Annotated in this window: 29 protein-coding genes; 22 read left to right on the top strand and 7 right to left on the bottom strand. The window is 72.7% G+C overall.

Translation table 11 applies throughout. The features are described 5' to 3' along the window. Positions 1-48: 48 nt before the first annotated feature. Together IEZ06_RS20460 and IEZ06_RS20455 are read left to right on the top strand one after the other, a co-directional pair. Positions 49-984, top strand: a complete 936-nt coding sequence (locus IEZ06_RS20460; RefSeq protein WP_189238307.1) for a co-chaperone YbbN — start codon at positions 49-51, stop codon at positions 982-984. Between the two features lie 141 nt (positions 985-1,125). Beyond that, complete coding sequence (locus IEZ06_RS20455; protein WP_189238306.1) at positions 1,126-2,538, top strand: NAD-dependent malic enzyme; 1,413 nt, start codon at positions 1,126-1,128, stop codon at positions 2,536-2,538. 196 nt (positions 2,539-2,734) lie between these two features. Here IEZ06_RS20455 and IEZ06_RS20450 read toward each other — a convergent pair whose 3' ends face one another. Both IEZ06_RS20450 and IEZ06_RS36490 read right to left on the bottom strand, forming a co-directional pair. Continuing rightward, positions 2,735-3,916 carry an RNA-guided endonuclease InsQ/TnpB family protein gene (locus IEZ06_RS20450; RefSeq protein ID WP_229798449.1) on the bottom strand — a complete coding sequence of 394 codons (1,182 nt, stop codon included), beginning with the start codon at positions 3,914-3,916 and terminating at the stop codon, positions 2,735-2,737. After that, on the bottom strand, positions 3,909-4,142 hold the full coding sequence (locus IEZ06_RS36490) for a transposase (protein WP_229798447.1): 234 nt from the start codon (positions 4,140-4,142) through the stop codon (positions 3,909-3,911). Before IEZ06_RS36490 ends, IEZ06_RS20450 begins: the two co-directional genes overlap by 8 nt. Positions 4,143-4,296: 154 nt before the next feature. On the opposite strand from IEZ06_RS36490, the gene IEZ06_RS20440 reads away from it, so the two are divergent. Further along, a complete protein-coding gene (locus tag IEZ06_RS20440; protein ID WP_189238304.1) occupies positions 4,297-4,875 on the top strand; it encodes a YqgE/AlgH family protein in 579 nt (192 codons plus the stop codon). Between the two features lie 156 nt (positions 4,876-5,031). Here IEZ06_RS20440 and IEZ06_RS20435 read toward each other — a convergent pair whose 3' ends face one another. Then, positions 5,032-5,331 carry a hypothetical protein gene (locus IEZ06_RS20435; RefSeq protein WP_189238303.1) on the bottom strand — a complete coding sequence of 100 codons (300 nt, stop codon included), beginning with the start codon at positions 5,329-5,331 and terminating at the stop codon, positions 5,032-5,034. A 153-nt stretch (positions 5,332-5,484) separates the two neighbouring features. On the opposite strand from IEZ06_RS20435, the gene IEZ06_RS20430 reads away from it, so the two are divergent. From IEZ06_RS20430 to IEZ06_RS20405, 7 genes are all read left to right on the top strand, one after another. Further along, positions 5,485-6,012, top strand: a complete 528-nt coding sequence (locus tag IEZ06_RS20430; protein ID WP_229798445.1) for an MFS transporter — start codon at positions 5,485-5,487, stop codon at positions 6,010-6,012. Continuing rightward, the gene (locus IEZ06_RS37250; protein WP_268245616.1) at positions 6,009-6,143 is read left to right on the top strand and encodes a hypothetical protein; all 135 of its coding nucleotides are present in this window, start codon (positions 6,009-6,011) and stop codon (positions 6,141-6,143) included. The genes IEZ06_RS20430 and IEZ06_RS37250 overlap by 4 nt, the downstream gene beginning before the upstream one ends. A gap of 139 nt (positions 6,144-6,282) precedes the next feature. Continuing rightward, entirely contained in the window at positions 6,283-6,537 is a 255-nt protein-coding gene (locus IEZ06_RS20425) for a DUF3039 domain-containing protein (protein ID WP_068894900.1), read from the top strand. A 327-nt stretch (positions 6,538-6,864) separates the two neighbouring features. Beyond that, on the top strand, positions 6,865-7,602 hold the full coding sequence (locus tag IEZ06_RS20420; protein ID WP_229798443.1) for a zinc metalloprotease: 738 nt from the start codon (positions 6,865-6,867) through the stop codon (positions 7,600-7,602). Next, positions 7,599-8,987, top strand: coding sequence for an MFS transporter (locus IEZ06_RS20415; RefSeq protein ID WP_189238301.1), 1,389 nt, complete (start codon positions 7,599-7,601; stop codon positions 8,985-8,987). Before IEZ06_RS20420 ends, IEZ06_RS20415 begins: the two co-directional genes overlap by 4 nt. Positions 8,988-9,085: 98 nt before the next feature. Then, complete coding sequence (locus IEZ06_RS20410; RefSeq protein ID WP_189238300.1) at positions 9,086-9,934, top strand: hypothetical protein; 849 nt, start codon at positions 9,086-9,088, stop codon at positions 9,932-9,934. Positions 9,935-10,165: 231 nt separating this feature from the next. Beyond that, a complete protein-coding gene (locus tag IEZ06_RS20405; RefSeq protein WP_189238299.1) occupies positions 10,166-11,917 on the top strand; it encodes a DEAD/DEAH box helicase in 1,752 nt (583 codons plus the stop codon). A gap of 90 nt (positions 11,918-12,007) precedes the next feature. Here IEZ06_RS20405 and IEZ06_RS20400 read toward each other — a convergent pair whose 3' ends face one another. Continuing rightward, complete coding sequence (locus IEZ06_RS20400; RefSeq protein WP_189238298.1) at positions 12,008-12,670, bottom strand: hypothetical protein; 663 nt, start codon at positions 12,668-12,670, stop codon at positions 12,008-12,010. A 202-nt stretch (positions 12,671-12,872) separates the two neighbouring features. Between IEZ06_RS20400 and IEZ06_RS20395 the strand changes: the two genes are divergently transcribed. Further along, entirely contained in the window at positions 12,873-13,385 is a 513-nt protein-coding gene (locus IEZ06_RS20395) for a hypothetical protein (RefSeq protein ID WP_189238297.1), read from the top strand. Between the two features lie 7 nt (positions 13,386-13,392). Here IEZ06_RS20395 and IEZ06_RS20390 read toward each other — a convergent pair whose 3' ends face one another. Both IEZ06_RS20390 and IEZ06_RS20385 read right to left on the bottom strand, forming a co-directional pair. Next, entirely contained in the window at positions 13,393-13,968 is a 576-nt protein-coding gene (locus IEZ06_RS20390; protein WP_189238296.1) for an isochorismatase family protein, read from the bottom strand. Positions 13,969-13,973: 5 nt separating this feature from the next. After that, positions 13,974-15,257, bottom strand: coding sequence for a nicotinate phosphoribosyltransferase (locus IEZ06_RS20385; RefSeq protein ID WP_189238353.1), 1,284 nt, complete (start codon positions 15,255-15,257; stop codon positions 13,974-13,976). A gap of 46 nt (positions 15,258-15,303) precedes the next feature. Here IEZ06_RS20385 and clpS point away from each other — a divergent pair, with 46 nt between their 5' ends. The 6 genes from clpS to IEZ06_RS20355 all read left to right on the top strand — a co-directional run bounded on the left by clpS (position 15,304) and on the right by IEZ06_RS20355 (position 18,153). After that, complete coding sequence (clpS, locus tag IEZ06_RS20380) at positions 15,304-15,591, top strand: ATP-dependent Clp protease adapter ClpS (RefSeq protein WP_068895294.1); 288 nt, start codon at positions 15,304-15,306, stop codon at positions 15,589-15,591. Further along, entirely contained in the window at positions 15,588-16,112 is a 525-nt protein-coding gene (locus IEZ06_RS20375) for a DUF2017 domain-containing protein (protein ID WP_189238295.1), read from the top strand. The genes clpS and IEZ06_RS20375 overlap by 4 nt, the downstream gene beginning before the upstream one ends. Before the next feature lie 10 nt (positions 16,113-16,122). Further along, a complete protein-coding gene (locus tag IEZ06_RS20370) occupies positions 16,123-16,539 on the top strand; it encodes a M67 family metallopeptidase (RefSeq protein WP_189238294.1) in 417 nt (138 codons plus the stop codon). A 58-nt stretch (positions 16,540-16,597) separates the two neighbouring features. Further along, entirely contained in the window at positions 16,598-16,735 is a 138-nt protein-coding gene (locus tag IEZ06_RS20365; RefSeq protein ID WP_189238293.1) for a hypothetical protein, read from the top strand. Between the two features lie 103 nt (positions 16,736-16,838). Then, positions 16,839-17,117, top strand: coding sequence for a MoaD/ThiS family protein (locus IEZ06_RS20360; protein ID WP_068894917.1), 279 nt, complete (start codon positions 16,839-16,841; stop codon positions 17,115-17,117). 88 nt (positions 17,118-17,205) lie between these two features. Further along, positions 17,206-18,153 (top strand): PLP-dependent cysteine synthase family protein, encoded by a 948-nt coding sequence (locus tag IEZ06_RS20355; protein WP_068894919.1) that lies wholly within the window; start codon positions 17,206-17,208, stop codon positions 18,151-18,153. A gap of 123 nt (positions 18,154-18,276) precedes the next feature. Here IEZ06_RS20355 and IEZ06_RS20350 read toward each other — a convergent pair whose 3' ends face one another. Next, on the bottom strand, positions 18,277-20,148 hold the full coding sequence (locus tag IEZ06_RS20350) for a DUF3352 domain-containing protein (RefSeq protein ID WP_189238292.1): 1,872 nt from the start codon (positions 20,146-20,148) through the stop codon (positions 18,277-18,279). A 494-nt stretch (positions 20,149-20,642) separates the two neighbouring features. Here IEZ06_RS20350 and IEZ06_RS20345 point away from each other — a divergent pair, with 494 nt between their 5' ends. From IEZ06_RS20345 to rdgB, 5 genes are all read left to right on the top strand, one after another. Further along, on the top strand, positions 20,643-21,437 hold the full coding sequence (locus IEZ06_RS20345; RefSeq protein WP_189238291.1) for a thioesterase family protein: 795 nt from the start codon (positions 20,643-20,645) through the stop codon (positions 21,435-21,437). Positions 21,438-21,540: 103 nt separating this feature from the next. Continuing rightward, complete coding sequence (gene murI, locus IEZ06_RS20340; protein WP_189238290.1) at positions 21,541-22,404, top strand: glutamate racemase; 864 nt, start codon at positions 21,541-21,543, stop codon at positions 22,402-22,404. A gap of 46 nt (positions 22,405-22,450) precedes the next feature. Further along, on the top strand, positions 22,451-23,203 hold the full coding sequence (locus tag IEZ06_RS20335; protein WP_189238289.1) for an MBL fold metallo-hydrolase: 753 nt from the start codon (positions 22,451-22,453) through the stop codon (positions 23,201-23,203). Positions 23,204-23,208: 5 nt separating this feature from the next. Beyond that, entirely contained in the window at positions 23,209-23,925 is a 717-nt protein-coding gene (gene rph / locus IEZ06_RS20330; RefSeq protein ID WP_068895296.1) for a ribonuclease PH, read from the top strand. After that, positions 23,922-24,530, top strand: a complete 609-nt coding sequence (gene rdgB, locus IEZ06_RS20325; RefSeq protein ID WP_189238288.1) for an RdgB/HAM1 family non-canonical purine NTP pyrophosphatase — start codon at positions 23,922-23,924, stop codon at positions 24,528-24,530. The genes rph and rdgB overlap by 4 nt, the downstream gene beginning before the upstream one ends. Positions 24,531-24,545: the final 15 nt, after the last annotated feature.

The following is a 24,545-nucleotide window of genomic DNA, read 5'->3' as shown; positions in this document are numbered from 1 at the left end:
GCCGCGCGGAGTACGGCCGGGCCCTCCTGATGCGGCAGGATTGGAGGTATGAGCCCAGCGGATTTCACTCCTCGACCCGGATCGCTCTACGGTGCCGTCGACCTCGGCGCGCGCAAGCAGGCGCTGGAGGCGCAGGCGCGCAGGGAGACCACCGCGCAGCAGACCGGAGGCGTCCCGGCGCAGGTCATCGATGTCGACGACGCCAGCTTCGCGACGGAGGTCGTCGAACGCTCCATGAACAGCCTGGTGCTGCTGGAGCTCACCGTCACCCGGGCCGAGCAGGCCAGGGACTACAGCCTCCTGCTGGAGAAGCTGGCCGCGGAGAACGCCGGCCGGTGGGTGCTGGCCCGGGTGGACGTCGAGGTCAGCAGGCAGATCGCGCAGGCGCTCCGGGTGCAGAACGTGCCCGCCCTGTACGCCATCTTCCAGGGGCAGCCGGTGGCCGTCGTCCCGGGCATCGCCACCGAGCCGCAGCTGCGCGACTGGCTCACCCAGCTCATGGAGGCCCTCGCGCAGTACCTCCCGCCGCCCGCCGAGGGGCAGGAGGGCGAGCCCGCCTCCCAGGAGCCCCCCGTGGACCCGGACGTCCTCGCGGCGGAGCAGGCCATCGACGCCGGCGACCTCGACGGGGCGACGGCGGCCTACGAGCGGCTGCTGGCCCGCTCCCCGAACAACGAGGACGCCAAGCTGGGACTGGCCGGGCTGGGCCTGATCCGCCGGACCACCGGCGTCGACCCGGCCGACGTGGAGCGCCGCCTGGCCGACCCCGCCGACGTCGCGGCCCAGCTCCTGGCCGCCGACTTCGAGATGCTCTCCGGTGAGGTGGACGCCGCCTTCGACCGCCTCGTCGGGGTCGTCCGCCGGACCTCCGGCGACGACCGCGACAAGGCCAGGGTGCACCTGCTCGGCCTGTTCGAGACGCTCCCCGGCGACGACCCGTCCGTCGTCAAGGCCCGCAGGAACCTCGCCTCCGCGCTGTTCTGAGCCGCGCCCGGAAGCCCGCGTACACCCGATCGTGACCGTGCCCGCGGACCCCGGCAGGCGGTCCGCGGCACGGACACCCGTCCGTTGGTGGCACGATGGAGGCATCCCGAACCGGGCTTGTCGCGAAGGAGCGGATTGACCGTGGCCACCGTGCCGAGTGTGTCGTACTCCATCACCGTGCGCCTCGAGGTGCCCGCCGGCGGCAAGGCCGTCAGCCAGCTCACCCACGCCGTGGAGTCCGCCGGGGGCGTGGTCACCGCGCTCGACGTGACCACCGCCGGGCACGAGACCCTGCGCATCGACGTCACCTGCGCCGCCCGCGACACCGACCACGCGCAGGCGATCGTGGACCAGCTCGACGCCGTCGAGGGCGTCGTCCTGCACAAGGTCTCCGACCGGACCTTCCTCATGCACCTCGGCGGCAAGATCGAGATGCAGTCCAAGGTGCCGCTGCGCACCCGTGACGAGCTCTCCATGGCCTACACGCCCGGCGTCGCCCGGGTCTCCATGGCGATCGCCCGCAACCCCGAGGACGCCCGCCGCCTGACCATCAAGCGCAACAGCGTCGCGGTGGTCACCGACGGCTCGGCCGTGCTCGGCCTGGGCAACATCGGCCCGGCCGCCGCGCTCCCCGTCATGGAGGGCAAGGCCGCGCTGTTCAAGCGGTTCGCGGGCATCGACGCCTGGCCGATCTGCCTGGACACCCAGGACGTCGACGAGATCGTCCAGATCGTCCGCGCCATCGCCCCCGGCTTCGGCGGCATCAACCTGGAGGACATCTCGGCGCCGCGCTGCTTCGAGGTGGAGCGGCGGCTGCGCGACCTGCTGGACATCCCGGTCTTCCACGACGACCAGCACGGCACCGCGATCTGCGTGCTGGCCGCGCTGACCAACGCGCTGCGCGTGGTCGGCAAGGAGCTGAGCGGGGTCCGCGTCACCCTCGCCGGCGCCGGCGCCGCAGGCACGGCCGTGCTCCGCCTGCTGCTCGCGGCCGGAGTCCGCGACGTGGTCGTCTGCGACTACCTGGGCGCCGTGCACCTGGGACGCGACGACCTGGACGACTCGCTCCGCTGGATCGCCGAGCACACCAACGCCGAGGGCTACTCCGGCGACCTGCGCGGCGCGGTCAAGGGCGCGGACGTGTTCGTCGGCGTGTCGGCCCCCGGCATCCTCAACGGCGACGACATCGCCACGATGGCCGAGGACGCCGTGGTCTTCGCCCTGGCCAACCCCGAGCCCGAGGTCTCGCCCGACGACGCCCGCGAGCACGCCGCCGTGGTCGCCACCGGCCGGTCGGACTACCCCAACCAGATCAACAACGTGCTGGCCTTCCCCGGCGTCTTCCGCGGCCTGCTCGACGCGCAGGCCAGCGTGGTGACCGAGGAGATGCTGCTGGCCGCCGCCCGGGCACTGGCCGCGGTGGTCACCGACGAGGAGCTCGGCCCCAACTACATCATCCCCAGCGTCTTCCACCCGGACGTGGCGGGCACGGTCGCGGCGGCGGTGCGCGAGTCGGCCGGCGGCCGGGCGCGCACGGGCATGACCGAGGCGTAGCCCCCTCCCGGCGCCTCCGGACCCGCCCTGCCACGCCGGGCCGTACCGATCGCGCCGGCCGAGCCGTACGGCGGGCGGGACCGGAGCCGATTCCGGGCCACGGCGGGGCAAGGCGGGGGGTAAGGCGGCACGATCCGCGTCCAGCCATCATGATGGGTGTGTGACTCCTCCGCTCCCTGAAGGGAGCGGCTTCTCGCTAAGCCGCTTCCGCAGCCTCACGAAGGGCAAGCCCTGCCCTGAGGATGTTGATCGCCGCGTTCACGTCGGCGTGCGCGGCATGCCCGCACGCCGTGCACCGGAACGCGGCCTGGGTGAGGCGGTTCTCCTTCGCCACATGCCTGCATTCGGCGCACGTGCGGGAGGTGCCGGCGGGGTTCACCGCGATCAGCTCTCGACCGGCGCTTTCAGCCTTGTACGCGAGGATCGTCAGGAACACCCCCCAACCCGCGTCGAGAATCGAACGGTTCAGCCCGGATTTGGCCGCGACGTTGAGGCCGGGTGCGTCGATCGTGCCGGACGCGCTACGGGTCATGTTCGCGACCTTCAGCGCCTCGTGCACGATGACGTCATAGGCGCGGACCAGCGCCGAAGCAGCCTTGTGCGCGCCGTCGAGACGCTGCCTGCGCACCTGGGCGTGCAGCGCCGCGACCCGGGCCACGGCCTCGCGGCGGCGCCTGGAGCCGCGCTGCTTGCGGGCCAGATCCCGCTGAGCCGCCGCCAGGCGTTCGGCGGACGCGGCCAGGTGACGCGGGTTGACGACGTGCTCGCCGCCGCTCGTGGTCACCAGCGAGGCCACGCCCAGGTCGATGCCGACCTCCGCGCCCGCGGCGGGCAGCGGCTCGGCCGGTACGTCGTCGCACGACAGCACCACGTACCAGCGGCAACCCTCCCGCTTCACGCTGACCGTCTTCACCCGGCCCTTGACCGGGCGGTGCCGGTGGACCCGCACGTGCCCGATGCCGAGCAGGTGGACACGCGTCTGTGTCTCGTGCGGTACCGAATCCCACGTCGCGCCGTTCTTCAGCGCGGGCCACTCGACCGTGTCGAAGCGGCCCTTGCCCTTGAACCGCGGGAACCCCGGCGTGCGTCCGGCCGTGACGCGAGCGAAGAACGCTTTGAACGCCTTGTCCAGACGACGCAGCGTCTGCTGCTGGGATCCGGCGGACCACCGGCCCTGACCGTCCGGGTCTGCTCGACGGATCTCTTTCAGCTCCGCCGACTGGTCGCCGTAGCCGACGCTCACTTTCGCCTTGCGGTAGGCGGTGCGCCGGTGCTCCAAGGCGGCGTTGTAGAGCTGCCGGTGATCCTCCAGGCACGCCGCGAGCGCGGCGGCCTGCCTGCTGGTGGGGCGCAGCAGGAACTTGTAGGACCTACGCACGGCCACCGCACTGGGGGACGCGCTCGTCCTGCGCGATGTAGCGCTGCGCCGTCTCGGCAGGCGTCGCGATCGGCCGGCCGTGCTCGCTCGCCTCGGCGCGGATCAACTCCTCCGGGTGGGCCTTCACCTGCCCGCCGAGGACCGAGCGGCGGTCCTTCGGGCACCACACGACGTGGCATTCGAGGTCGTACGCCGCGCCGGGGGAGGTACGCGCCTGACGAGTCACCCGATCACTATGCCAATGCCGCACCTCTACCGCACGACGAACGGAGATCTCCGATGTGCAGACCAGCCAGGTCACTGCACGCTCAGGTCTGGGCGGCCCTCCCGCTCCCGATTCCCCCGTCGCCTGAAGTCGACAGTCCCCTCAGGAGGGCTTGATGGCGGAGGCGATCTATGTCGGCGGGCTGCTGGTGGCGACACCTCAGCTGGAGGATCCCAACTTCCGGCGTTCCGTGGTCCTGATCCTGGAACACGACATCGACGGGGGCACTCTCGGGGTGGTGCTCAACCGCCCGAGCGACGTCTCGGTGACGCAGGTGCTGCCCAGCTGGGACGCCCTGGTCACCGGCCCGCCCGTGCTGTTCCAGGGCGGGCCGGTGCAGACCGACAGCGCGCTGGCGCTGGCCGCGGTCCCGAGCGGGCAGGAGCCGCTGGGCTGGCGGAGGCTGCACACGGGAGCCGCCGCGGTGTCGCGGCTGGGCACCGTCGACCTCGACGCCCCGCCGGAGATCCTCGCGGGGGAGATCGCCCAGATGCGGATCTTCGCCGGTTACGCCGGGTGGACCGGCGGACAGCTGGAGGCCGAGATCGGCGAGGGCGCGTGGTACGTCGTGGACGCGGAACCCGGCGACACCTTCCACGCGGCCCCCGAGATGCTGTGGCGCGCGGTCCTGCGCCGCCAGCGCGGCGAGCTGGCCTACGTGGCGACCTGTCCCGACGACCCGTCGATGAACTGACCTGCACTGACCTGCAGGGCCGCGCGGTGGCCTGTCCCGGCGGTCCCTCGATGAACCGACCTGCGGAGCGGCCCGGCCGGACGGCCGCCGCCGGCCTCGACCGGCTCCCCGGTGCCCCCGCCGCGGTCCTTCGCCGGCCTCGGCCGGGCGCGCCGCTCAGGCCGGTGACGGGGCCTGCCGCGAGGGGCGGTCCCAGCCGGGGCGCAGGGAGCGCTCGGCCAGGGCGAGTATCTGCTCCAGGCGTTCGGTGAGGGCGCTCAGGTCATCGGCGCTCCGGGCCGTGCAGTGCTCGAGGCCGACCCGTGCCACGGTGGTGAACAGGGTGACCACGAAGTGGGGGAGGTGGACGTCGGCGGGCTCCCCCTCCCTCAGTTCGGCGACGACGGCGCGCATGGCGTGGCCGAGCGCGGTGAACGGCGGTTCCCCGGCGGGGCGCGCGGCCAGTTCCCTCAGCATCACCTCATGCCCGTCGACGGGAAGGGAGAGCGCGACGTCCTCGCCCTGCTCCGCGCGGCCTTCCCGGCCGGGAAGCTCAACATGGCGATCGGCGTCTAGGGCGCCACGATCGGCCTGTCCAGCGCGGCCGGCCCCATCGTCGGCGGCCTGCTGGTGGAGAACGTCAACTGGCAGTCGGTCTTCTTCATCAACGTCCCGGTCGGGATCATCGCGCTGGTCGTCGGCCTGCTCGTCATCAGGGAGAGCCGGGCCGACTCCCTGTCCAGGGTCGGCTGGCTCGGCGTCGTGCTGCTCTCCGGCGCCATGTTCTGCCTGATCTGGGCGATCATCAAGGCTCCGGAGGACGGCTGGGGCGACACCCGCACGCTCGCGTTCCTCGCCGGGGCCGCGGTGCTCGGCGCCTCTCCGCTGGCGGGCTCGGCGATCAGCAGGTTCGGCCCGAAGGTCCCGATCGCGGTGGGCATGCTGATCACCGCCTCCGCGATGTTCCTCCTGTCCCGCCTGGGCCTGGAGGACGGCTACGTGGCCAGCGCGATCCCGTTCGTGCTGCTCGCCGGTCATGCCTCCAGCCGCTCCCCCCGGAGCAGATGGAGCTCGTCAAGCAGGGCGCGTCCTTCGCCGAGGCCGGTGCGCCCCCCGGCGCGCCCGAGCCGGTGGTCCAGGCGATCACCGGTGTGGTGAACTCGTCCTTCCTGGACGGCATGCACCTCGGCTTCCAGGTCAGCACGGGCGTCGCGGTGCTCGCGGCCCTGCTCGCGCTGCTGGTCAAGGCCGGCCGCAAGACCGAGGGCGCCCCGGTCCACCTGGGCTGACCGCCCCGCCCGCCGTACGGCCCCCGCCCCCGGATCCGTCCCGGGACGGGGGCCGTATCCGTTGCCCGGAGGTGGCGGACGGGTTGCGGAACCCGGATCGGCGCGGGACCCGCCGGAAGGGGGACATAAAATCGACAGGGTGAGCACGAAGATCCTTCCTGAGAGCGACGTCCGGCCGAACCTGTCGCACGGCGACGGCGACCACGAGCGGTTCGCCCACTACGTCGAGAAGAACAAGATCATGGAGAGCGCGGTCACCGGGACCCCGGTGCGCGCGCTCTGCGGCAAGGTCTGGGTGCCGAACCGCGATCCCCAGAAGTTCCCGGTCTGTCCCGAGTGCAAGGAGATCTACGAAGGGCTGCCGAAGGGGGAGGACGACAGCGGCAAGGAGTGAGTGTCACTCCCGGTCGATCGCTCCCGATGAGGTTACGGTCAGGATGGCACTGGAGACCATCCGGCCAGGTCAGACCACTCATCGGGGGAGTGCATGGTTGCGCGTGCGATCGCCGTCGTTTCGGCATGCCTGTTGACGGCGGGCGCCGTTCCCGCCTCCGCCCCGCCACCGTCGCGCCTCGCGCCCGCGGCGGTACCGGACGGATGCGAGACCGGCGCGCGGACCGCGCACCCGGCGGCCCGGACTGCTCCGGCGGGCCCGGCGGCCCCCGACGTCCCGGGCCGGGGGATCGAACCGCACGCTCCCGGTCCGGAGCAGGTCGCCGAGATGCTCGCCGACCTGGACCGGCACCGGCCGGCGCAGCGCCGCGCGCCCGCGGAGACGGTCACGGTGCCCGTCTGGGTGCACGTGATCACCAGCGGCCGGTCGGGCGCGTCCGACAGCGCGGTGCGCAGCCAGATCGCCACGCTGAACGCCGCCTACGGCGGCCGGCTCGGCGGGGCCGACACCGGCATCAGGTTCCGGCTCGCCGGGATCACCAGGACGAACAACCCGGCCTGGTTCACCAACCCGATCGCCCACGAGGACTCGGTGAAGCGGCTGCGCAGGGGCGGCGCGGAGACCCTCAACCTCTACGTCGCGCAGCTCAGCCGGCTGGTGCTCGGCTACTCCACCTACCCCTACTGGTACATGAACGAGCCCCGCGCGGACGGCGTCGTCGTCGACTGGCGCAGCCTGCCCGGCGGGACGCTGCGCAACTTCGACCGGGGGTTCACCGCGGTCCACGAGATCGGCCACTGGCTCGGGCTGCTGCACACCTTCGAGAACGGCTGCCAGACGCCGGGCGACGGGGTGGCCGACACCCCGCCCCAGGCGGCGGCGACCGAGGGCTGTCCGGCGGGCAAGGACACCTGCCCCGGAGACGGGCCCGACGCGGTCCACAACTTCATGGACTACTCCTACGACACCTGCATGTCCCAGTTCACCGCGGGACAGGGGCTCAGGATGAGGGAGGCGTGGAGGCTGTACCGGGCGACGGGCCCGGACATTAACCTTGACAGGTGACAGCACCGAAGACTCTCGACACTCCGTACGCCCCTCCCCGGATCTTCGGCCCGCGCTACCGGACCGCGACCCTCGGCATCCTGCTCGTCGTCACCCTGATCGCCTTCGAGGGCATGTCCATCGGCGCGGTCATGCCCGACGTCTCGAAGGACCTCGACGCGCTCGACCTGTACGGCATGAGCTTCTCGGCGTTCCTCATCGCCGGGCTGTTCGCCAACGTGGCCGCCGGGCTCTGGTCCGACCGGCGCGGCCACGCCGTACCGTTCCTGCTCGGCGTGGCCCTGTTCGTGACCGGCATGGTGATGGCGGGCGCCGCCGGGTCGAAGGAGATCTTCATCGCGGCCCGCGCGGTCCAGGGGCTGGGCGGCGGCGCGGTCATCGTCGCGATCTACGTCATGATCGTGCGGGTCTACCCGCCGGAGGCCCGGCCCAGGGTCTTCGCCGGGCTCTCGTCGGCCTGGGTGCTGCCCGCGCTGGTCGGGCCCGGTCTCGGCGGGCTCATCGCCGACACCGTCGGCTGGCGCTGGGTCTTCTACGGGATCGTCCCGCTGGTGGTCCCGGCCCTGGTGATGCTGCTGCCCGCGCTGCGCGGCGGCGACGGCGACACCCCGCAGCCGGGCACCGGACCCCGCTCCCGGCCGCTGCGGATGACCCTCGCGGCGCTGGCGACGGCCGCCGGCGGCGGCACACTGCTCTACGGGGTGGAGCGGCTGGACACCGCCCCGCTGCCCGGCGGGGCCGCCACCGCCGCGGGACTGGTCCTGCTCGCCGCGGGGCTGCCCCGGCTGCTGCCCCCGAAGGCGCTGCGGTTCGGCCGGGGACTGCCGACCACGGTGATGATGCGCGGCGTCCTCGCCTCGGCCTTCTTCGGGGTCAACGCCTTCATCCCGCTGGTGCTCAAGGAGGAGTTCGGCTTCACCACCACCCAGGCCGGGGTCGCGCTCACCATCGGCGCCCTGGGCTGGAGCGGCGGCTCCTACCTGCAGACCCGGCGCGAGTTCGACCGGCCCACCCTGGTACGGCTCGGCGCCACGGCGGTCACCGCGGGCATCCTGCTGACGACGCTCGCCCTCGTCCCCGGCATGACCGGATGGATCATGGCGCCCGCCTGGATGGTCGCCGGGTTCGGCATGGGCATCGGCACCACCAGCGTGAGCATCACCACCATGCGCCAGTCGCCCGACGACGAGCAGGGCGCCAACTCCGCCGCGCTCCAGGTCGTCGACACCCTGGGCGGCGCGCTCACCATCGGGTTCGGCGGCGTGCTGGTGAACCTGATCGGCCACGACGACATCGCCACCGGCTACACCGCGATCATCGCCATGACGGCGGCCATCGGGGTGCTCGGCACGGCCGTCGCCGGCCGCATGCGCGACCTCCCCTGACCGGGCCGGCCCGTCCCATATCGGAGATCGCCTATGGCCGGACCGCGGCGGGCGAGGCATGGTAGGACGGAAGGCCGGGACCACCGGGAGGAGGAGGCGTGGGCGAACCCCCCCACCGGGCGTGGCCGCCGGAGGAACCCCCGCGGCGGGCCCGCGACCCCCGCCGGGCACGGCCGTACGGGGCCCCGGTGGACAGGGGCGCGCCGCCCGTGCCCCCCGCACCGCCCGACCTGGAGGCTCTGCGGCCCGGCCAGTCGCGGCCGCCCCGGCAGAGCGGGTGGAGCCCCGGCCGGCCCGGCAGCGCGGGACCGCCCGGCCCGGACGGCGAGGACCAGGACCTGCCGCCCTCGGCCCGCCGGTACGGCATGCCCGCGACGCCGTCCGGCCCCCGGATCCCGCGCCGCCTGCGACGCCTCCTGCCCGGCCTCCTCGCGCTGGCGGCCTGCGCCGTGATCACCGCGGGCGTCGTGGCGGCGGTGCTCCGGGCGCTGCCCGCCCCGGAGCCCGCCCGGGTGACGGACCGGGCCGCGGGTGTCGGCTACCCGCTGCCCGAGGGGTGGCGGACCGGAACGGCGCCCCCGGTCACCGGGTTCACCTCGGCGGCCGGAGACGGCCGGACGGCGACGGTGCTGGTCCGGCCGGGCGGCCGGGTCACCGACGCCCGTGAGGCCGCGGTCACCCTCGCCGACCTGTACGGCAGGCTCCTGCTCCACGGTGACGAGGTGAAGGTCGAGGACGACCGGGCGGTCACCGTGGGCGGGCGGACCGGGCACAGCCGGACCCTCCGGGCCGAGTACCGCGACGTGGTGAACCGTCCCGCCTACCTGCGTGTGGTGTTCCTCACGGCGAGCGCGGGCCGGCCTCCCGTGGTCGTGCTGGCGGTCGCCAAGCCGGACGGCCCCCGGACGCGTGCCGAGATCGACGCCGTGCTCGCCGGGGTCCGCTGAGCCCGGCCGGCCCGGCCGCGGCGCGGCGGGAGGACGACCGCGGGGGAGCGCTCCGGGCCCCGCCGGACGGGAGGGGGATTCCCGGCGTGTCCGCGCGGATCGGGGCCGATCGGCGCGCCCGGCCGGTGACGCAGATTAGTCTGTTGAGATTGTGAGTGAGCCAAGCGAGCGGACCATCAGACACGGCAGGCCCGTCGACGCCCCGACCGGCCGTCAGGCGAGGAGGGGCGCATGAGCACTTTCGCCGCCTCCCACCTGCCTCCCTCCTACCCCGAGAGGGCAGCCTGGGGCACCGCGCCGAAGCTCCGCGCCTGGCAGCAGGAGGCCTTCGACCTCTACCTCAGGCGCGAGCCGCGCGACTTCCTCGCGGTCGCCACGCCGGGCGCGGGCAAGACGACCTTCGCACTGCGCATCGCCAGCGACCTGCTGTCGCGGGGGATCGTCCGGGCGGTGACGATCGTCACCCCCACCGAGCACCTCAAGCAGCAGTGGGCCGACGCGGCCGGCCGGGTCGGCATCGCCATCGACCCCGAGTTCAAGAACAGCCAGGGCGCGACCTCCCGTGACTACACCGGGGTGGCCGTCACCTACGCCCAGGTCTCGATGCACCCGGCCCTGCACCGCGCTCGGACCGAGGCGCGCAAGACGCTCGTCATCTTCGACGAGATCCACCACGCGGGCGACGCCAAGTCCTGGGGCGACGGCGTGCGCGAGGCCTTCGAGCCCGCCGCCCGGCGCCTGGCCCTGACCGGCACCCCCTTTCGGTCCGACGTGAACCCGATCCCGTTCGTCACCTACGCCGAGGACGGCGAGGGCGTGCGGCGGAGCGTCTCCGACTACTCCTACGGGTACGGCCCGGCACTCGCCGACGGCGTCGTCCGGCCGGTCATCTTCCTCGCCTACGCCGGCGAGATGCGCTGGCGGACCCGCGCGGGCGACGAGATCGCCGCGACGCTCGGCACCCCCCTCACCAAGGACCAGCTCGGCCAGGCGTGGAAGGCGGCGCTCGACCCGAAGGGCGACTGGATCCGGCAGGTCCTCCAGGCCGCCGACCGGCGGCTGACCGAGGTCCGCCGGGGCGTGCCCGACGCGGGCGGCCTGGTGATCGCCACCGACCACGAGACGGCCCGCGCCTACGCCCGGCACATCCGCGCCATCACCGGCGAGGGCGCCACGGTCGTGCTCTCCGACGACCCCGAGGCGTCCAAGAAGATCAAGCAGTTCTCGGCGTCGAAGGACCGCTGGCTGGTGGCGGTCCGCATGGTCTCCGAGGGCGTCGACATCCCGCGCCTGGCCGTCGGCGTCTACGCCACCAGCACCTCGACGCCGCTGTTCTTCGCCCAGGCCGTCGGCCGCTTCGTCCGGGCCCGCAAACGCGGCGAGACGGCCTCGGTGTTCCTCCCCTCGGTGCCGACCCTGATGGGCCTGGCCGGGGAGATGGAGGCCGAGCGCGACCACGTGCTCGACCGCAAGCTGCCGGAGGAGGGGCTCGACGACTTCCTCGTCGAGGACGCCAACCGCAAGAAGGACAATCCCGACGTCCTGGGCGACGAACTGCCGTTCGAGACCCTGGAGGCGGTCGCCACCTTCGACCGGGTGCTCTTCGACGGCGGCGAGTTCGGCACGGCCGCCGAACCCGGCTCACCCGAGGAGGAGGACTTCCTCGGGCTGCCCGGCCTGCTGGAGCCCGACCAGGTGCGGACTCTGCTCAGCAAGCGTCAGTCGGAGCAGCTCAAGACCGGCCGGAGCAGGCCCGAGCCGAAGGAGCCGCAGCTCGCCCCGCACGAGCTGATCGCCAACCTCCGCAAGGAGCTCAACGGCCTGGTCGGCGCGTGGAACCACCGCACCGGGCAGCCCCACGGGGTCATCCACGCCGAACTCCGGCGTGCCTGCGGTGGCCCGGCCATCGCCCAGGCGACCGCCGAGCAGGTCCAGGCACGGATCGACAAGATCCGCCAGTGGGCCACCCAGCGGTCGCGCTAGACCGCGCCGGCGACCGTCCGACGCACGGGGCGGCCGCCCGGGGCCCGCGATGCCGGCCGGCGCGGCGCGACCGTCCGGCACCCGCGCGGGTCAGCGCAGGGCGATCGGCCGGCCGGTGCGGCCGTCGACCGCGGTGAGACCCGGCCTGCCGGGCAGCGGCGGGACGAGGCGGACCTGCATGGAGGCCGTACCGCCGGTGACGCTCACCGGGAGCGTGCGGGCGCCGGCGGGATGGTCCGGCACCGCCGTGCCCCCGTGCAGCCACACCCGGAGCGTGCCGCCGCGGCGGCGCACGACGACGGTCGCGGTGTCGCATCCGCCCGCCGGAGCCGCCCAGGAGAGCGCCACCGCGCGGAGCGCGCCCCGGCGCGTGATCAGCCGGGCCTCTTCGGGCACCAGGGGGGAGGCGGAGCAGACCGCCGGGTGCGCGATCACGTTTCCCGGCCGGGTGGGGGCCGGCGCCATGGGCCGGGGGGACGCGGTCGCGGCGGGCCGAGGGGACGGAGAGGACGTGGAGGCGGGCCGGGAGACCTCGGGCACCGCGGGCCCGGAGACCTCGGGCACCGCGGGCCGCAGAGCCGAGGGCCGGGCGGCCGGCGCCCGGGACGGGATCCCCGCGTCGAGCCAGAGGGTGGCCGCCTCCAGCGCGGCGAGTGCCAGAACGGCGGTCACCCGCGCCCAGGCCCGGCCGCGGAGCAGCAGCCATAGGCACACGGGGGCCAGGAGCAGCCACGAGACACCGAGCACGAACATGTGGTCACCACCGCGAGGTATGAGGATTTCAACTCTCCGTCATACTCCTGTCGCAACAGGTGATGGAGGTGTTTACCGCTTCCTTGCCGATCGGTGATCGTCCGCATCCGAAGCGTGAGGATTCCGATAGCGTGTCCTCGTCCTCGTCGCCACACCCCCTCCCCTGGTGGCCACTACGCTTCCCCCAGAAGGAAACATGCACATGCTGCAGCTGCAGAAAGCCCTCCGAGCCGAGATCAGGGAGTACACGGCGCCCATGTTCGAGCAGCTCATGGTGAGGATGGACGACTTCGCCACGAAGAAGGACCTGGAGCGGTTCGCCACCAAGGAGGACCTGGAGCGGTTCGCCACGAAGAAGGACCTGGAGCGGTTCGCCACCAAGGAGGACCTGGAGCGGTTCGCCACGAAGAAGGACCTGGAGCGGTTCGCCACCAAGGAGGACCTGGCCGAGGTCAAGCAGGATGTGGAGGTCCTGAAGACGGACGTGGCGGTCCTGAAGACGGACGTGGCGGTCCTGAAGACGGACGTGGCGGTCCTGAAGACGGACGTGGCCGACCTCAAGCACGACGTCGCAGGACTCAAGCAGGACGTGGCCGGGCTCAAGCACGACGTCGCAGGACTCAAGGCAGACGTGGCCGGGCTCAAGACGGACTTCCGCAGGATGGACGGGAAGATCGACCGGATCATCGACTTCCTGGGGATGCCGGCCGCCTGAGGGCGGGTCAGGGCGTGTGGACCACCGGGGCGCCGGTGAGGACCACTCCGGCCGAGTCGAGCTCGGCCAGGGCGGCCTCGGTGGTCTGGCGGGCGACCCCGGCGGTGAGGCCCAGCGGCACGTGCACGGCCAGACCGTTCTCGACGGCGTCCAGCGCCGTGGCGCGCACGCAGTGGTCGGTGGCGATGCCGACCACGTCCACCGCGTGGACGTGGCGCTCGGCGAGCCAGTCGGCCAGCCTGGTGCCGTCGGCCGAGGTCCCCTCGAAACCGCTGTAGGCGGCTGAGCGGGCGCCCTTGCTGAACACCTCCTCCACCCGCCCGGTGTCGAGGGCGGGGTGGAAGTCGGCGCCGGGGGTCCCGGCCACGCAGTGCGCCGGCCACGAGGTCACGAAATCGGGCTCCGCGGCGAAGTGGCCGCCGGGATCGACGTGGAAGTCGCGGGTGGCCACGACGTGGTCGTAGCCATGCGAGGCCGCGTGCCGGGAGATGGCGGCGGCGACCTCGGCGCCCCCGTCCACGGCGAGGCTGCCGCCCTCGCAGAAGTCGTTCTGGACATCGACGATGATCAGCGCGGTTGCCATGGAATCTAGTCAAACACGGTGGGAAGCGCGGTGTCGCCCCGGGACAGCTGGTGCGCGGTGACGGGGAGCTCGCAGAAGGCCTCGCGGTGCCTGGCGCGGGCCTCCTCCAGCTTCTCCCGCACGACGACCTCGCCGCCCCGGACCAGCGGGGTCTGCAACGGGCGCGCGCCGGGCGGCCGCCGTCCCCCGGTCGTGACCAGCTCGGCGACCGCCGTGCCCGACTCGTCGAGCTGCCGGAAGGCCTCCTTGCGCCCGCCCCGGCTGGGCTTGCCGACGGATCTCTTGGCCACCGCTTCGAGGACGCCCGCGGAGTCCTCCCGGGCGACGAGCTTGTAGACCAGGGCGGCGGTGGGTGAACCCGAACCGGTGACCAGGGAGGTCCCGACGCCGTAGCCGTCCACCGGGGCGGCGGCCAGCGCCGCGATGGCGTACTCGTCGAGGTCGCTGGTGACCAGGATCCGGGTGCCGTGCGCGCCCAGCGCGTCGAGCTGCGCGCGGACCTCGTGGGCGGCCTCGGTCAGGTCGCCCGAGTCGATGCGGACCGCTCCCAGCCCGGGACCGGCGAGCTCGACCGCGGTCCGTACGGCCCGCGCCACGTCGTAGGTGTCCACCAGCAGTGTGGTGCCCGTGCCGAGGGAGGCGAGCTGGGCGGCGAACGCCTGCTCCTCGGAGTCGTGCAGCAGCGTGAACGCGTGGGCCGCGGTCCCCGCGGTCGGCACGCCGTACACCCGGCCGGCCATCAGGTTGGAGGTGGCGGCGAACCCGCACAGGTAGGCGGCGCGGGCCGCGGCCACGGCGGACATCTCGTGGGTGCGCCGCGAGCCCATCTCGATGAGGGGCCGCGAGCCGGCGGCGCAGACCATCCGGGAGGCGGCGGTGGCGATCGCGCAGTCGTGGTTGAGGACGGACAGGATCAGCGTCTCCAGCAGCACGGCCTCGGCGAACGTGCCCTCCACGGTCATGATCGGGGAGCCGGGGAAGTAGCACTCGCCCTCGCGGTAGCCGTGCACGTCGCCGCGGAAGCGGTAACCCGCCAGGAACTCCAGGGTGGCGTCGTCCACCACCCGGTTGCCGGCCAGGAACGCGAGCTCGTCCTCGCCGAACCGGAAGTGCTCCAGTGCGTCGAGCACCCGCCCGGTCCCGGCGACCACCCCGTAGCGCCGCCCGCCCGGCAACTGCCGGGCGAACACCTCGAACACGGCGCGCCGGGAGGCCGCTCCGCTGCGCAGGGCCGCCTGCAGCATCGTCAGCTCGTAGTGATCCGTCAGCAACGCCCCGCTCATGCTCATCGTCACGAGTCGAAGACTAAGCCCGGGATAGGGCAGACTGGTGGACGTGGGTACCACAGCTCCGATGGAGGTCGAGCGTCCGTCGATCGACAGCCGGCCGGATCTGCCCTGGCTGACGATCGTCTGGAACGACCCGGTCAACCTGATGTCGTACGTCACGTACGTCTTCCAGTCCGTCTTCGGCTACTCGCGGGAGAAGGCGGAGAAACTGATGCTGGACGTGCACCACAAGGGCCGGGCGGTGGTCTCCAGCGGCACCCGCGAGGAGATGGAGCGCGACGTGCAGATCATGCACTCCTACGGCCTGTGGGCGACCGTGCAGCAGGACGCATGAGCAGTGGGTTCGCCGCGGGGCGCGGCGGCGGGGTGACCGCCCGGTTCGACGCCGCGGAGATAGCGGTGCTGCGGTCGCTGGTCTCCCAGGTCCTCGATCTGGTCGAGCCCGGCGCGACGGGCGACGACCCGCTGGAGCGCGCCCTGGGGATCGGTTCGCCCGAGGAGCCCACCGACCCGGTGCTGGCCCGGCTGTTCCCCTCGGCCTACGCCGACGACGACCTGTCGGCGGAGTTCCGCCGCTACACCGAGGCGACCCTGCGGGACGGCAAGCGCTCCGACGCGCGGACCATGCTGGAGACCGCGGCGCCCGGCCGGGTGGAGCTCACCGCGGAGCAGGCGCAGGCGTGGATGCGGGCGCTGAACGACGTGCGGCTGGCGCTCGGCACCCGGCTGGAGGTGACCGAGGAGGTGCACGACGAGATCGCCGGGATGGGTGAGGACGACCCCCGCTATCCGGCGTACGTGACCTACGACTGGCTGACCTACCTCCAGGACAGCCTGGTCCGCGCCCTTTGGTAGCTTGCCAGGCATGCTCAGGATCTCCCAGGAACTGGTCGACAAGATGATCGCGCACGCCCGGGCCGACCACCCGGACGAGGCCTGCGGTGTGATCGCGGGCCCCGAGGGCTCCGACACCCCGGCGCGCTTCGTCCCGATGGAGAACGCCGAGCGGTCGCCGACGTTCTACCGCTTCGACTCCATGGAGCAGCTGCGGGTCTGGCGCGAGATGGACGACCGCGACGAGGAGCCGGTGGTCATCTACCACTCCCACACCTCGACCGAGGCCTACCCCTCGCGCACCGACGTCTCCTACGCCGCCGAGCCGAACGCCCACTACGTGCTGGTCTCCACCCGCGAGGAGCTGGGGGAGGAGGCGGAGGTGCGCTCCTACCGCATCGTCGAGGGCGTGGTGACCGAGGAAGAGGTCGTCATCGTGGCGTCGTGACGTCCACCACGTGACACGGCCGTGGGGTCGGGCGCCCCTTTTGGGTAAACTGGACGGCATGCCGACCGTTGACCCGAGCCCCGAGGACGTCGTGCGCTCGCGTCCCGGCGTTCGCGTGCGGCATGCGGGTCTCGCGCCCGTGCAGAACTTCCTCTTCGGGCACACGCCCTTCTCCGTCGTCTACGACTGTCGCTGACCGGTCCCGCCGGAAATCCCCCCGGCCCCACCGGTGTTCCCATCCGGTGGGCGTTCCCATGACGACACGAGTTCCCACGACGACACGAGGAGACCGATTCACGATGGCCATCGAGGTCCGCATCCCCACCATCCTGCGCACGTACACCGACGGCGCCAAGGCCGTGGACGCCAAGGGCGCCACCCTGGAGGAGCTGATCGGCGACCTGGAGTCCCGGCACCCGGGCCTGCAGGCCCGCCTGGTCGACCAGGGCGCGCTGCGCCGCTTCGTCAACGTCTACCTGAACGACGAGGATGTCCGCTTCCTCGGCGGCCTGGAGACGCCGGTGGCCGACGGCGACACCGTCACCGTGCTGCCCGCCGTGGCCGGCGGCTCCCGCTGACCCGCGCCGTGCCGCCGGGACCGCCTCCGGGCCCGGCGGCACGATCCGACGTCTCTCGTCCACCGACACGGAGCGGAAACCCGCACTCATGCGTTTTGACTCGCTGATCGACTCGGTCGGCCGCACTCCCCTGGTCGGGCTGCCCCGCCTGTCGCCGTCGGAGGACGTGCGGATCTGGGCCAAGCTCGAGGACCGCAACCCCACGGGGTCGATCAAGGACCGTCCGGCGCTGTGGATGATCGAGCAGGCCGAGAAGGACGGGCTGCTCACGCCCGGCTGCACGATCCTTGAGCCCACCAGCGGCAACACCGGCATCTCGCTGGCCATGTCCGCCCGGCTCAAGGGCTACAGGCTGATCTGCGTGATGCCGGAGAACACCTCCGAGGAGCGCCGCCAGCTGCTGCGCATGTGGGGAGCGGAGATCATCTCCTCCCCGGCGGCGGGCGGCTCCAACGAGGCGGTCCGGGTCGCCAAGGGGCTGGCGGCCGAGAACCCCTCCTGGGTGATGCTCTACCAGTACGGCAACCCCGCCAACTGGCGCTCCCACTACGAGACGACCGGCCCGGAGATCCTCGAGGACCTGCCGTCCGTCACCCACTTCGTCGCGGGCCTGGGCACCACGGGCACGCTGATGGGCGTGGGCCGGTTCCTGCGCGAGCGCGTGCCCGGCGTGCGGATCGTCGCCGCCGAGCCGCGCTACGGCGAGCTGGTGTACGGCCTGCGCAACGTGGACGAGGGCTTCATCCCCGAGCTCTACGATCCCGAGGTGCTGACCACCCGGTTCTCCGTCTCCTCGGGCGACGCCCTGCGCCGGACCAGGGAGCTGCTGGCCGCCGAGGGCATCTTCGCCGGGGTCTCGACCGGCGCCGCCCTGCACGCGGCCCTGGGCATGGCCGCCAAGGCGGTCAAGGCCGGAGAGCGCGCGGATATCGTGTTCGTGGTGGCGGACGGCGGCTGGAAGTACCTGTCCACCGGAGCCTACGAGGGCACGCTGGACGAGGCCGAGGAGCGCCTGGAGGGCCAGCTCTGGGCCTGACCTCCGGTCGGTCGGCCGCCCGCGGGGCGGCACCGGGAAACGGAGGAGGGGCGGGCGTCCTGTCCTGGACGCCCGCCCCTCCGCATGTGCCCTCAGCCGGATCCGTCGGGGATCCGTCGGGGATCAGTCGAACAGGACCCGCACGGAGAAGTCCGCGTCGCCGCCGGACTGCGTGCCGCTGACGCCGACGGCGCGCAGGACCTTGAGGTTGGCCTGCTCGTCGCCCTGCACGTTCTGCAGGTAGAGCTTCTCGAGCTTGTTGAGGTCGACGTACGCGGCGAAGGTCGCGTCGCCGGCGTTCGGGATGGCGAGCTGGAAGCTCTCGCTGTCGGCCAGGGTGCCGTCCTTGGCGAGCTCGGCCGCGTAGTCCTGGGCGCTGGCCAGGACGAGGAAGCCGTCGCCGGGGACCTTGGCGATCTGCGGGGCGGCGGTGCCGGAGTCGGCGAGGAACCGCTCCAGCTTGCCGACGACCTCCTGGGCCTTGGCCGGGTCGGTGGTGATCCGGGCGCCGACCTTGGGCGAGTTGGCCTCCAGGCCGTTCTCGTCCAGGGCGACGGTGAGGTTCTTGCCGAGCAGCGTCACCAGGTCGGCGGGGAGCGCCAGCCCGTACTTCTGCTGGGCCTGGTCGACGAACTGCTGGAAGGACTGGCCGCCGCCGGCCTGGTCGGCCGCCTTCATGAGCTCGGTCCACTGCTTGCCGATCGCGTCGCCGAGACCGGAGACCGAGATCGCCGCGGCGGTGGAGGCGGGGAGCTTGCCGATCTGGGAGGGCTCGGCGTCGCCCATGCCCACGTCCTTGGCGCCGCGGACGATGGCGGCCAGCTCGACGTAGCCGCTGTCGAAGCGGAGCGCGCCGGCCACGCGGGCGTTCTTGAGCTGCGCGAGGGTGGCGGGGTCCTGGGTGGCCAGCTCCGGAGCGAGCTCGGCGACCTTCCCGGCGTCCATCCAGAAGGACATGACGCCGGTCTCGCCGAGGTCGCCCTGGTCGGCGGAGAAGTTGGCGTTCTGCGACAGCGGGGCCGCGGCGGCGGCCTGGTCGGCCTGCTCCTGCTTCTCGGCGAGCAGCGCGTAGTCCTCGCGGAACGCGATGCCGAACTTGCCCTCGCCGGCCAGCTTGGCGATGCCGGCCTTGGCCTTGTCCTGGTCGGTGACCTGGACGGCCACCACGACGCCGGGCTCCTCGCCGCCCTGCGCGGGGGGCAGCACGGCCACGCCGACGCGGGAGCCGAGCCAGGGCTCGACGTCGGCGGCGTAGTCCAGTTTGCTCAGGCTCTGGTCGTCCTTCTTGATCATGTCGAAGAGGGACTTGCGCGGGTCGTCGCCGGTGAAGGAGTCCTTGGTGACGGTGAACTTCTTGGCGATGTCGAACAGCGCCAGCTTCTGGTTGGCGGCCGGGTCGAGGTCGACGCGGACGTAACCGAGGGCGTTGCCGGGCAGCACCTCGTACGGCTGGGTGCCGCCGCCGCTGAGCAGGCTGACCGCGGCGTAGCCGCCGCCGCCGAGGAGGGCCACGACCAGCGCCGCGATCAGCGCCACCAACCAGCCCTTGCCGCCCTTGCGGGCCGGCGGGACGGGCGGCTGCCCGGCGCCCAGGAACTCGGGGCCCTGCTGCTGCCAGCCGGGCTGGCCGTACGCCTGCTGCTGGCCGTACGCCTGCTGACCATAAGCCTGCTGGCCGTGGGCCTGCTGGCCGTACGGCGGCGGCTGCTGGCCGTACGCCTGCTGCTGGCCGTAGGGCTGCTGGGGCGCCGCCTGCTGCGGGTAGGGAGGAGGAGCCTGCTGGTACCCGCCCGGGTTCTGGGGGTGTCCGCCGCTCTGCGGGGGGTGGCCGGGCTGACCCTGCTGCGGGTAGGCGCCGCCCGGCTGGGGGTACCCGCCCGGCTGGGGATAGGCCTGGGTGTGGGGCTGGTCGTGCTGCTGAGGACGGTATGCGATCGTCCTGTCCGGACTCTCATTCGGATCAGGGAACTGTCCCGGAGGGGTGTTGGCAGACATGCTCACTCACAAGGTGGACTTCGGGGATATGTAGAAGTTAGTGCATCTTCCTAGCGAACCGCTTGCATTGAACTAACTGCGTCTTTGCTGCGTCTAAGGATGAATTGCTGCGCACAGTGCTTCTGACCGGTGCTCTTGTCCCTCTGTCGGAGGCCTCACGTCAAGGGCCGTGGAAATCGCCCATACGGGCGACCCGGGAACGATCGGCCCAAAAACAATCTTCCAACGGCCGGTCCGATGAAGTCCTCCGTCCCGCCGCTCGAAAGCCGGCCGGAAGTCGTCCGGAGGCCGTCCGGAGTGCGCCGGGGCCGGTCGGGCGGGATCGGGGAAGGGCGGGGGCCGCGCGGGATAGTAGAGTGAGCCCACTAGAACAAGGTTCGGGAGGCTGATCCGGCGGACGCCGCCGGACCGGACGTCAGGAGCGAGGGAACGCGACGGCCCGGCGCCGGCCGCGGACGCCCGAGCCGCCGGGTGAAGCGAGGTAGTGGACACAGATGACGAAGTTCGACGAGGCGACGCAGGCCATCCGGGTGGACGAGAACACCTACGACGTGTGCCTGGACCCCGGATACTCGATCGGCGGCCCCCTCAACGGCGGCTACCTGATGGCGGTGGTCCTGCGCGCCGTCGTCGACGCCTCCGCGCACGAGCACCCGGTGACCACCAGCGCCCAGTTCCTGCGCGCGGCCCGCCCCGGCCCCGCCCGGGTACGGCTGGAGCGGATCAAGACCGGCCGCACCGCGGAGATGACCCGCGCCACCCTGCTCCAGGACGGCCGGGCGTTCATCGAGACCCTCGTCACCACCGCCACCCTCACCGCCGGCGCGGTCCCCGACTGGACGGACGGCCCCTCGGCCGCCATGCCGCCCGTCGAGCGGTGCGTCAAGCTGCCCGACCCCAGGCCCGAGTCGAACATGACGCTCAACGCCCAGGTGGACATGCTCTTCGATCCGCCCACCGTCGGCTGGCTCGACGGCGCCCCCAGCGGCCGGCCGGAGTCACGCGCCTACTTCCGGATGGCCGAGCCGCAGGACCCCGACCCCTTCGTGCTGGCCTTCGCCGTGGACGCCCTCCCGCCGGTGGTCTTCTCCGCCGGAGCCCGCGGCTGGGCTCCGACCGTCGACCTCACCTGGCACCTGCGGGCGCTGCCCGCCCCCGGCTGGCTCACCGTGCTCGGCAGCGGCCGCATGATCGGCGACGGCTGGTTCGACGAGGACGTCGAGGTCTGGGACTCCGCCGGGCGGCTCGTCGCCCAGTCCCGCCAGCTCGCCCGCGTCGGCCGCGGCTGACGCGGGGCCCCTCCGCGCGCGGTCCCGCACGCGGCGCGGCACGCGGTCGTTGTGAGGATTCTTACCGTGAGCGGTAGTCCCAGGTCGCCTAACCTTGGGAACCGTGTCGCAAGCGAGCATTGGAATCTTCGACAGCGGTGTCGGCGGCCTCACGGTGGCCAGGGCGATCATCGATCAGCTGCCCGGCGAATCGGTCCTCTACGTGGCCGACACCGCGCGGCAGCCGTACGGCCCCCTACCGATCGCCCAGGTCCGGTCCTATGCGCTGGAGGTGATGGACCACCTCGTCGAGCACGAGGTCAAGATGCTGGTGATCGCGTGCAACAGCGCGAGCGCGGCGGTGCTGCGCGACGCCCGCGAACGCTACGACGTGCCCGTCGTGGAGGTGATCCAGCCGGCCACCCGGCGGGCCGTGCGGGCCACCCGCAACGGCAGGGTCGGGGTCATCGCGACCCGCGCCACCATCCAGTCGATGGCCTACCACGACGCGTTCGCCGCGGCCCCCGACGTCCGGCTGACCGGGGTGGCCGCACCCCGGCTGGTGGAGTTCGTGGAGCGCGGCGAGACGATGAGCGAGGAGCTCATCGAGGTCATCCGCGGCTACCTGGAGCCCGTGCTCGACGACGGCTGCGACACGCTCATCCTGGGATGCACCCACTACCCGCTGCTGACCGGCGCCATCTCCTACGTCGCCGGGGACGGCGTCACGCTGGTCTCCAGCGCCGACGAGACGGCCAAGGACGTCTTCAGGATCCTGCACGACCAGGGTCTGGCCGCCCTCCCCGGCACGCTGCCCCGCCACCGGTTCCGCGCCACCGGCGAGACCGGGCTGTTCGCCAGGCTCGGCCGGCGGTTCCTCGGCCCGGAGATCGAGGCGGTCGAGGCCGCCCCGGTGGGGGCACCGGTGTCAGCACCCGCCCGCGACGCCGGCGTCGCGATGACCACGCGGTCGGGGACCCCGGCCTGAGGGCCGGACCCCATGCCGGAGGCAATCGATGAAACAGGAGGCCGCGTTGAAACTGACGATCGTCGGATGCTCGGGAAGCTTCCCCGGGCCGGACAGCCCCTCGTCCTGCTACCTGCTGGAGGCGGAGGGCTACCGGATGCTGCTGGACTTCGGCAACGGCGCGCTGGGCGCCCTCCAGCGGCACATCGGCCTGTACGACGTGGACGCGATCTGCCTGTCCCACCTGCACGCCGACCACTGCCTGGACCTGTGCCCCTACCACGTGGTGCGCACCTACTCCCCGGACGGCCCGCGGCCGAGGATCCCGGTCCACGCCCCCGCCGACGCGCCCAGGCGCCTGGCCGCCGCCTACGGCATGCCCGACGAACCCGGCCTGGAGACCGCCTTCGACTTCACCGCGCTCGCCCCCGGCACCTTCGAGGTCGGGCCGTTCGAGGTGACCGCCGCCCGCATGAACCACCCGGTCGAGACCTTCGGCTTCCGCGTCTCGTACGGCGGGCGCTCGATCGCCTACTCCGCCGACACCGGCGAATCCGCCGAACTGGTCAAACTGGCCGCCGACGCGGACCTGCTGCTGTGCGAGGCGTCGTTCCTGGACCGGCCCGACCTCCCCGCGGCCCTGCACCTGTCCGGCCGCCAGGCCGCCGAGCACGCGGCGAAGGCCGGAGCGGGCACGCTCGTGCTGACCCACCTCGTCCCCTGGTACGACCCCGCGGACATCCTCCGGGACGCCTCCCGCGGCGGCTTCGGCGGGCGGATGGAGCTCGCGCGGAGCGGGGCCGTGTATGACCTAGGGTGATGTCCATGGCTCGTGCAGACGGACGCAATCCCGATCAACTCCGCCCGGTGACCATCACCCGGGGCTGGCTCGCACACGCGGAAGGCTCGGTGCTCGTCGAGTTCGGCGGCACCCGGGTGCTGTGCGCCGCCTCCGTGCAGGAAGGCGTGCCGCGCTGGCGCAAGGGGAGCGGCCAGGGCTGGGTCACCGCCGAATACTCCATGCTGCCCCGGGCCACGAACACCCGCAACGACCGCGAGTCGGTGCGCGGCAGGATCGGCGGCCGGACGCACGAGATCTCCCGTCTGATCGGCCGCTCCCTGCGGGCCTGCGTCGACTACAAGATCCTCGGCGAGAACTCCGTGGTGATCGACTGCGACGTGCTCCAGGCCGACGGCGGCACCCGCACTGCCGCCATCACCGGCGCGTACGTCGCGCTGGCCGACGCGGTGAGCTGGATGCGCGAGCGCAAGATGTGCAAGGGCGACCCCCTGGTCGACTCGGTCGCGGCCGTCTCGGTCGGCGTCGTGAAGTCCACCCCGCTGCTCGACCTCTGCTACACCGAGGACGTCGCCGCCGAGACCGACATGAACGTCGTCATGACCGGGGCCGGCGAGTTCGTCGAGGTCCAGGGCACCGCCGAGGGCAGGCCGTTCGACCGCGCCGCGCTCGACCGGCTGCTCGACCTGGGCGTCGCCGGCTGCGCCGAGCTCACCCGCCTGCAGAAGGCGGCGCTGGCGTGAGGCGGGTCGTCCTGGCGACGCGGAACACCGGGAAGATCGTCGAGCTCCGCCGCATCCTGGCCGAGGCCGCGCTGCCGGTCGAGATCGTCGGCCTGGAGGAGTTCCCGCAGATCGGCGACGTCCCGGAGACCGGCCTGACCTTCGCGGAGAACGCCCTGCTCAAGGCCCACGCCGTCGCACGGGCGTCCGGCCTGCCGGCCGTCGCCGACGACTCCGGGCTGTGCGTGGACGCGCTCAACGGCATGCCCGGCATCTTCTCCGCCCGCTGGTCCGGGACCCACGGCGACGACAGGGCCAACCTGGACCTGCTGCTCGCCCAGGTCTCCGACGTGCCGGACGGCCGGCGGGGAGCGCACTTCGCGTGCGCCGCGGCCCTGGCCCTGCCGTCGGGGCAGGAGCGGGTGGCCGAGGGCGCGCTGCACGGCTCGATCATCCGCGCCCCGCGCGGGACCGGGGGGTTCGGCTACGACCCGGTCTTCGTGCCGGAGGGCGGGACCCGGACGACCGCCGAGCTGACCCCGGAGGAGAAGGACGCGATCAGCCACCGGGGGCGGGCCTTCCGCGCGCTGGCCCCGATCCTGGCCGAGGTGCTCGCATCAGCGTAAGCGGCGGGTAAGGAC

The organism is Planomonospora antibiotica (assembly GCF_014647955.1).
In the GTDB taxonomy this organism is placed as follows: domain Bacteria; phylum Actinomycetota; class Actinomycetes; order Streptosporangiales; family Streptosporangiaceae; genus Planomonospora; species Planomonospora parontospora.
Note: the sequence above shows the minus strand (reverse complement) of the source record. Positions and strands in the feature narration are given on the sequence as shown.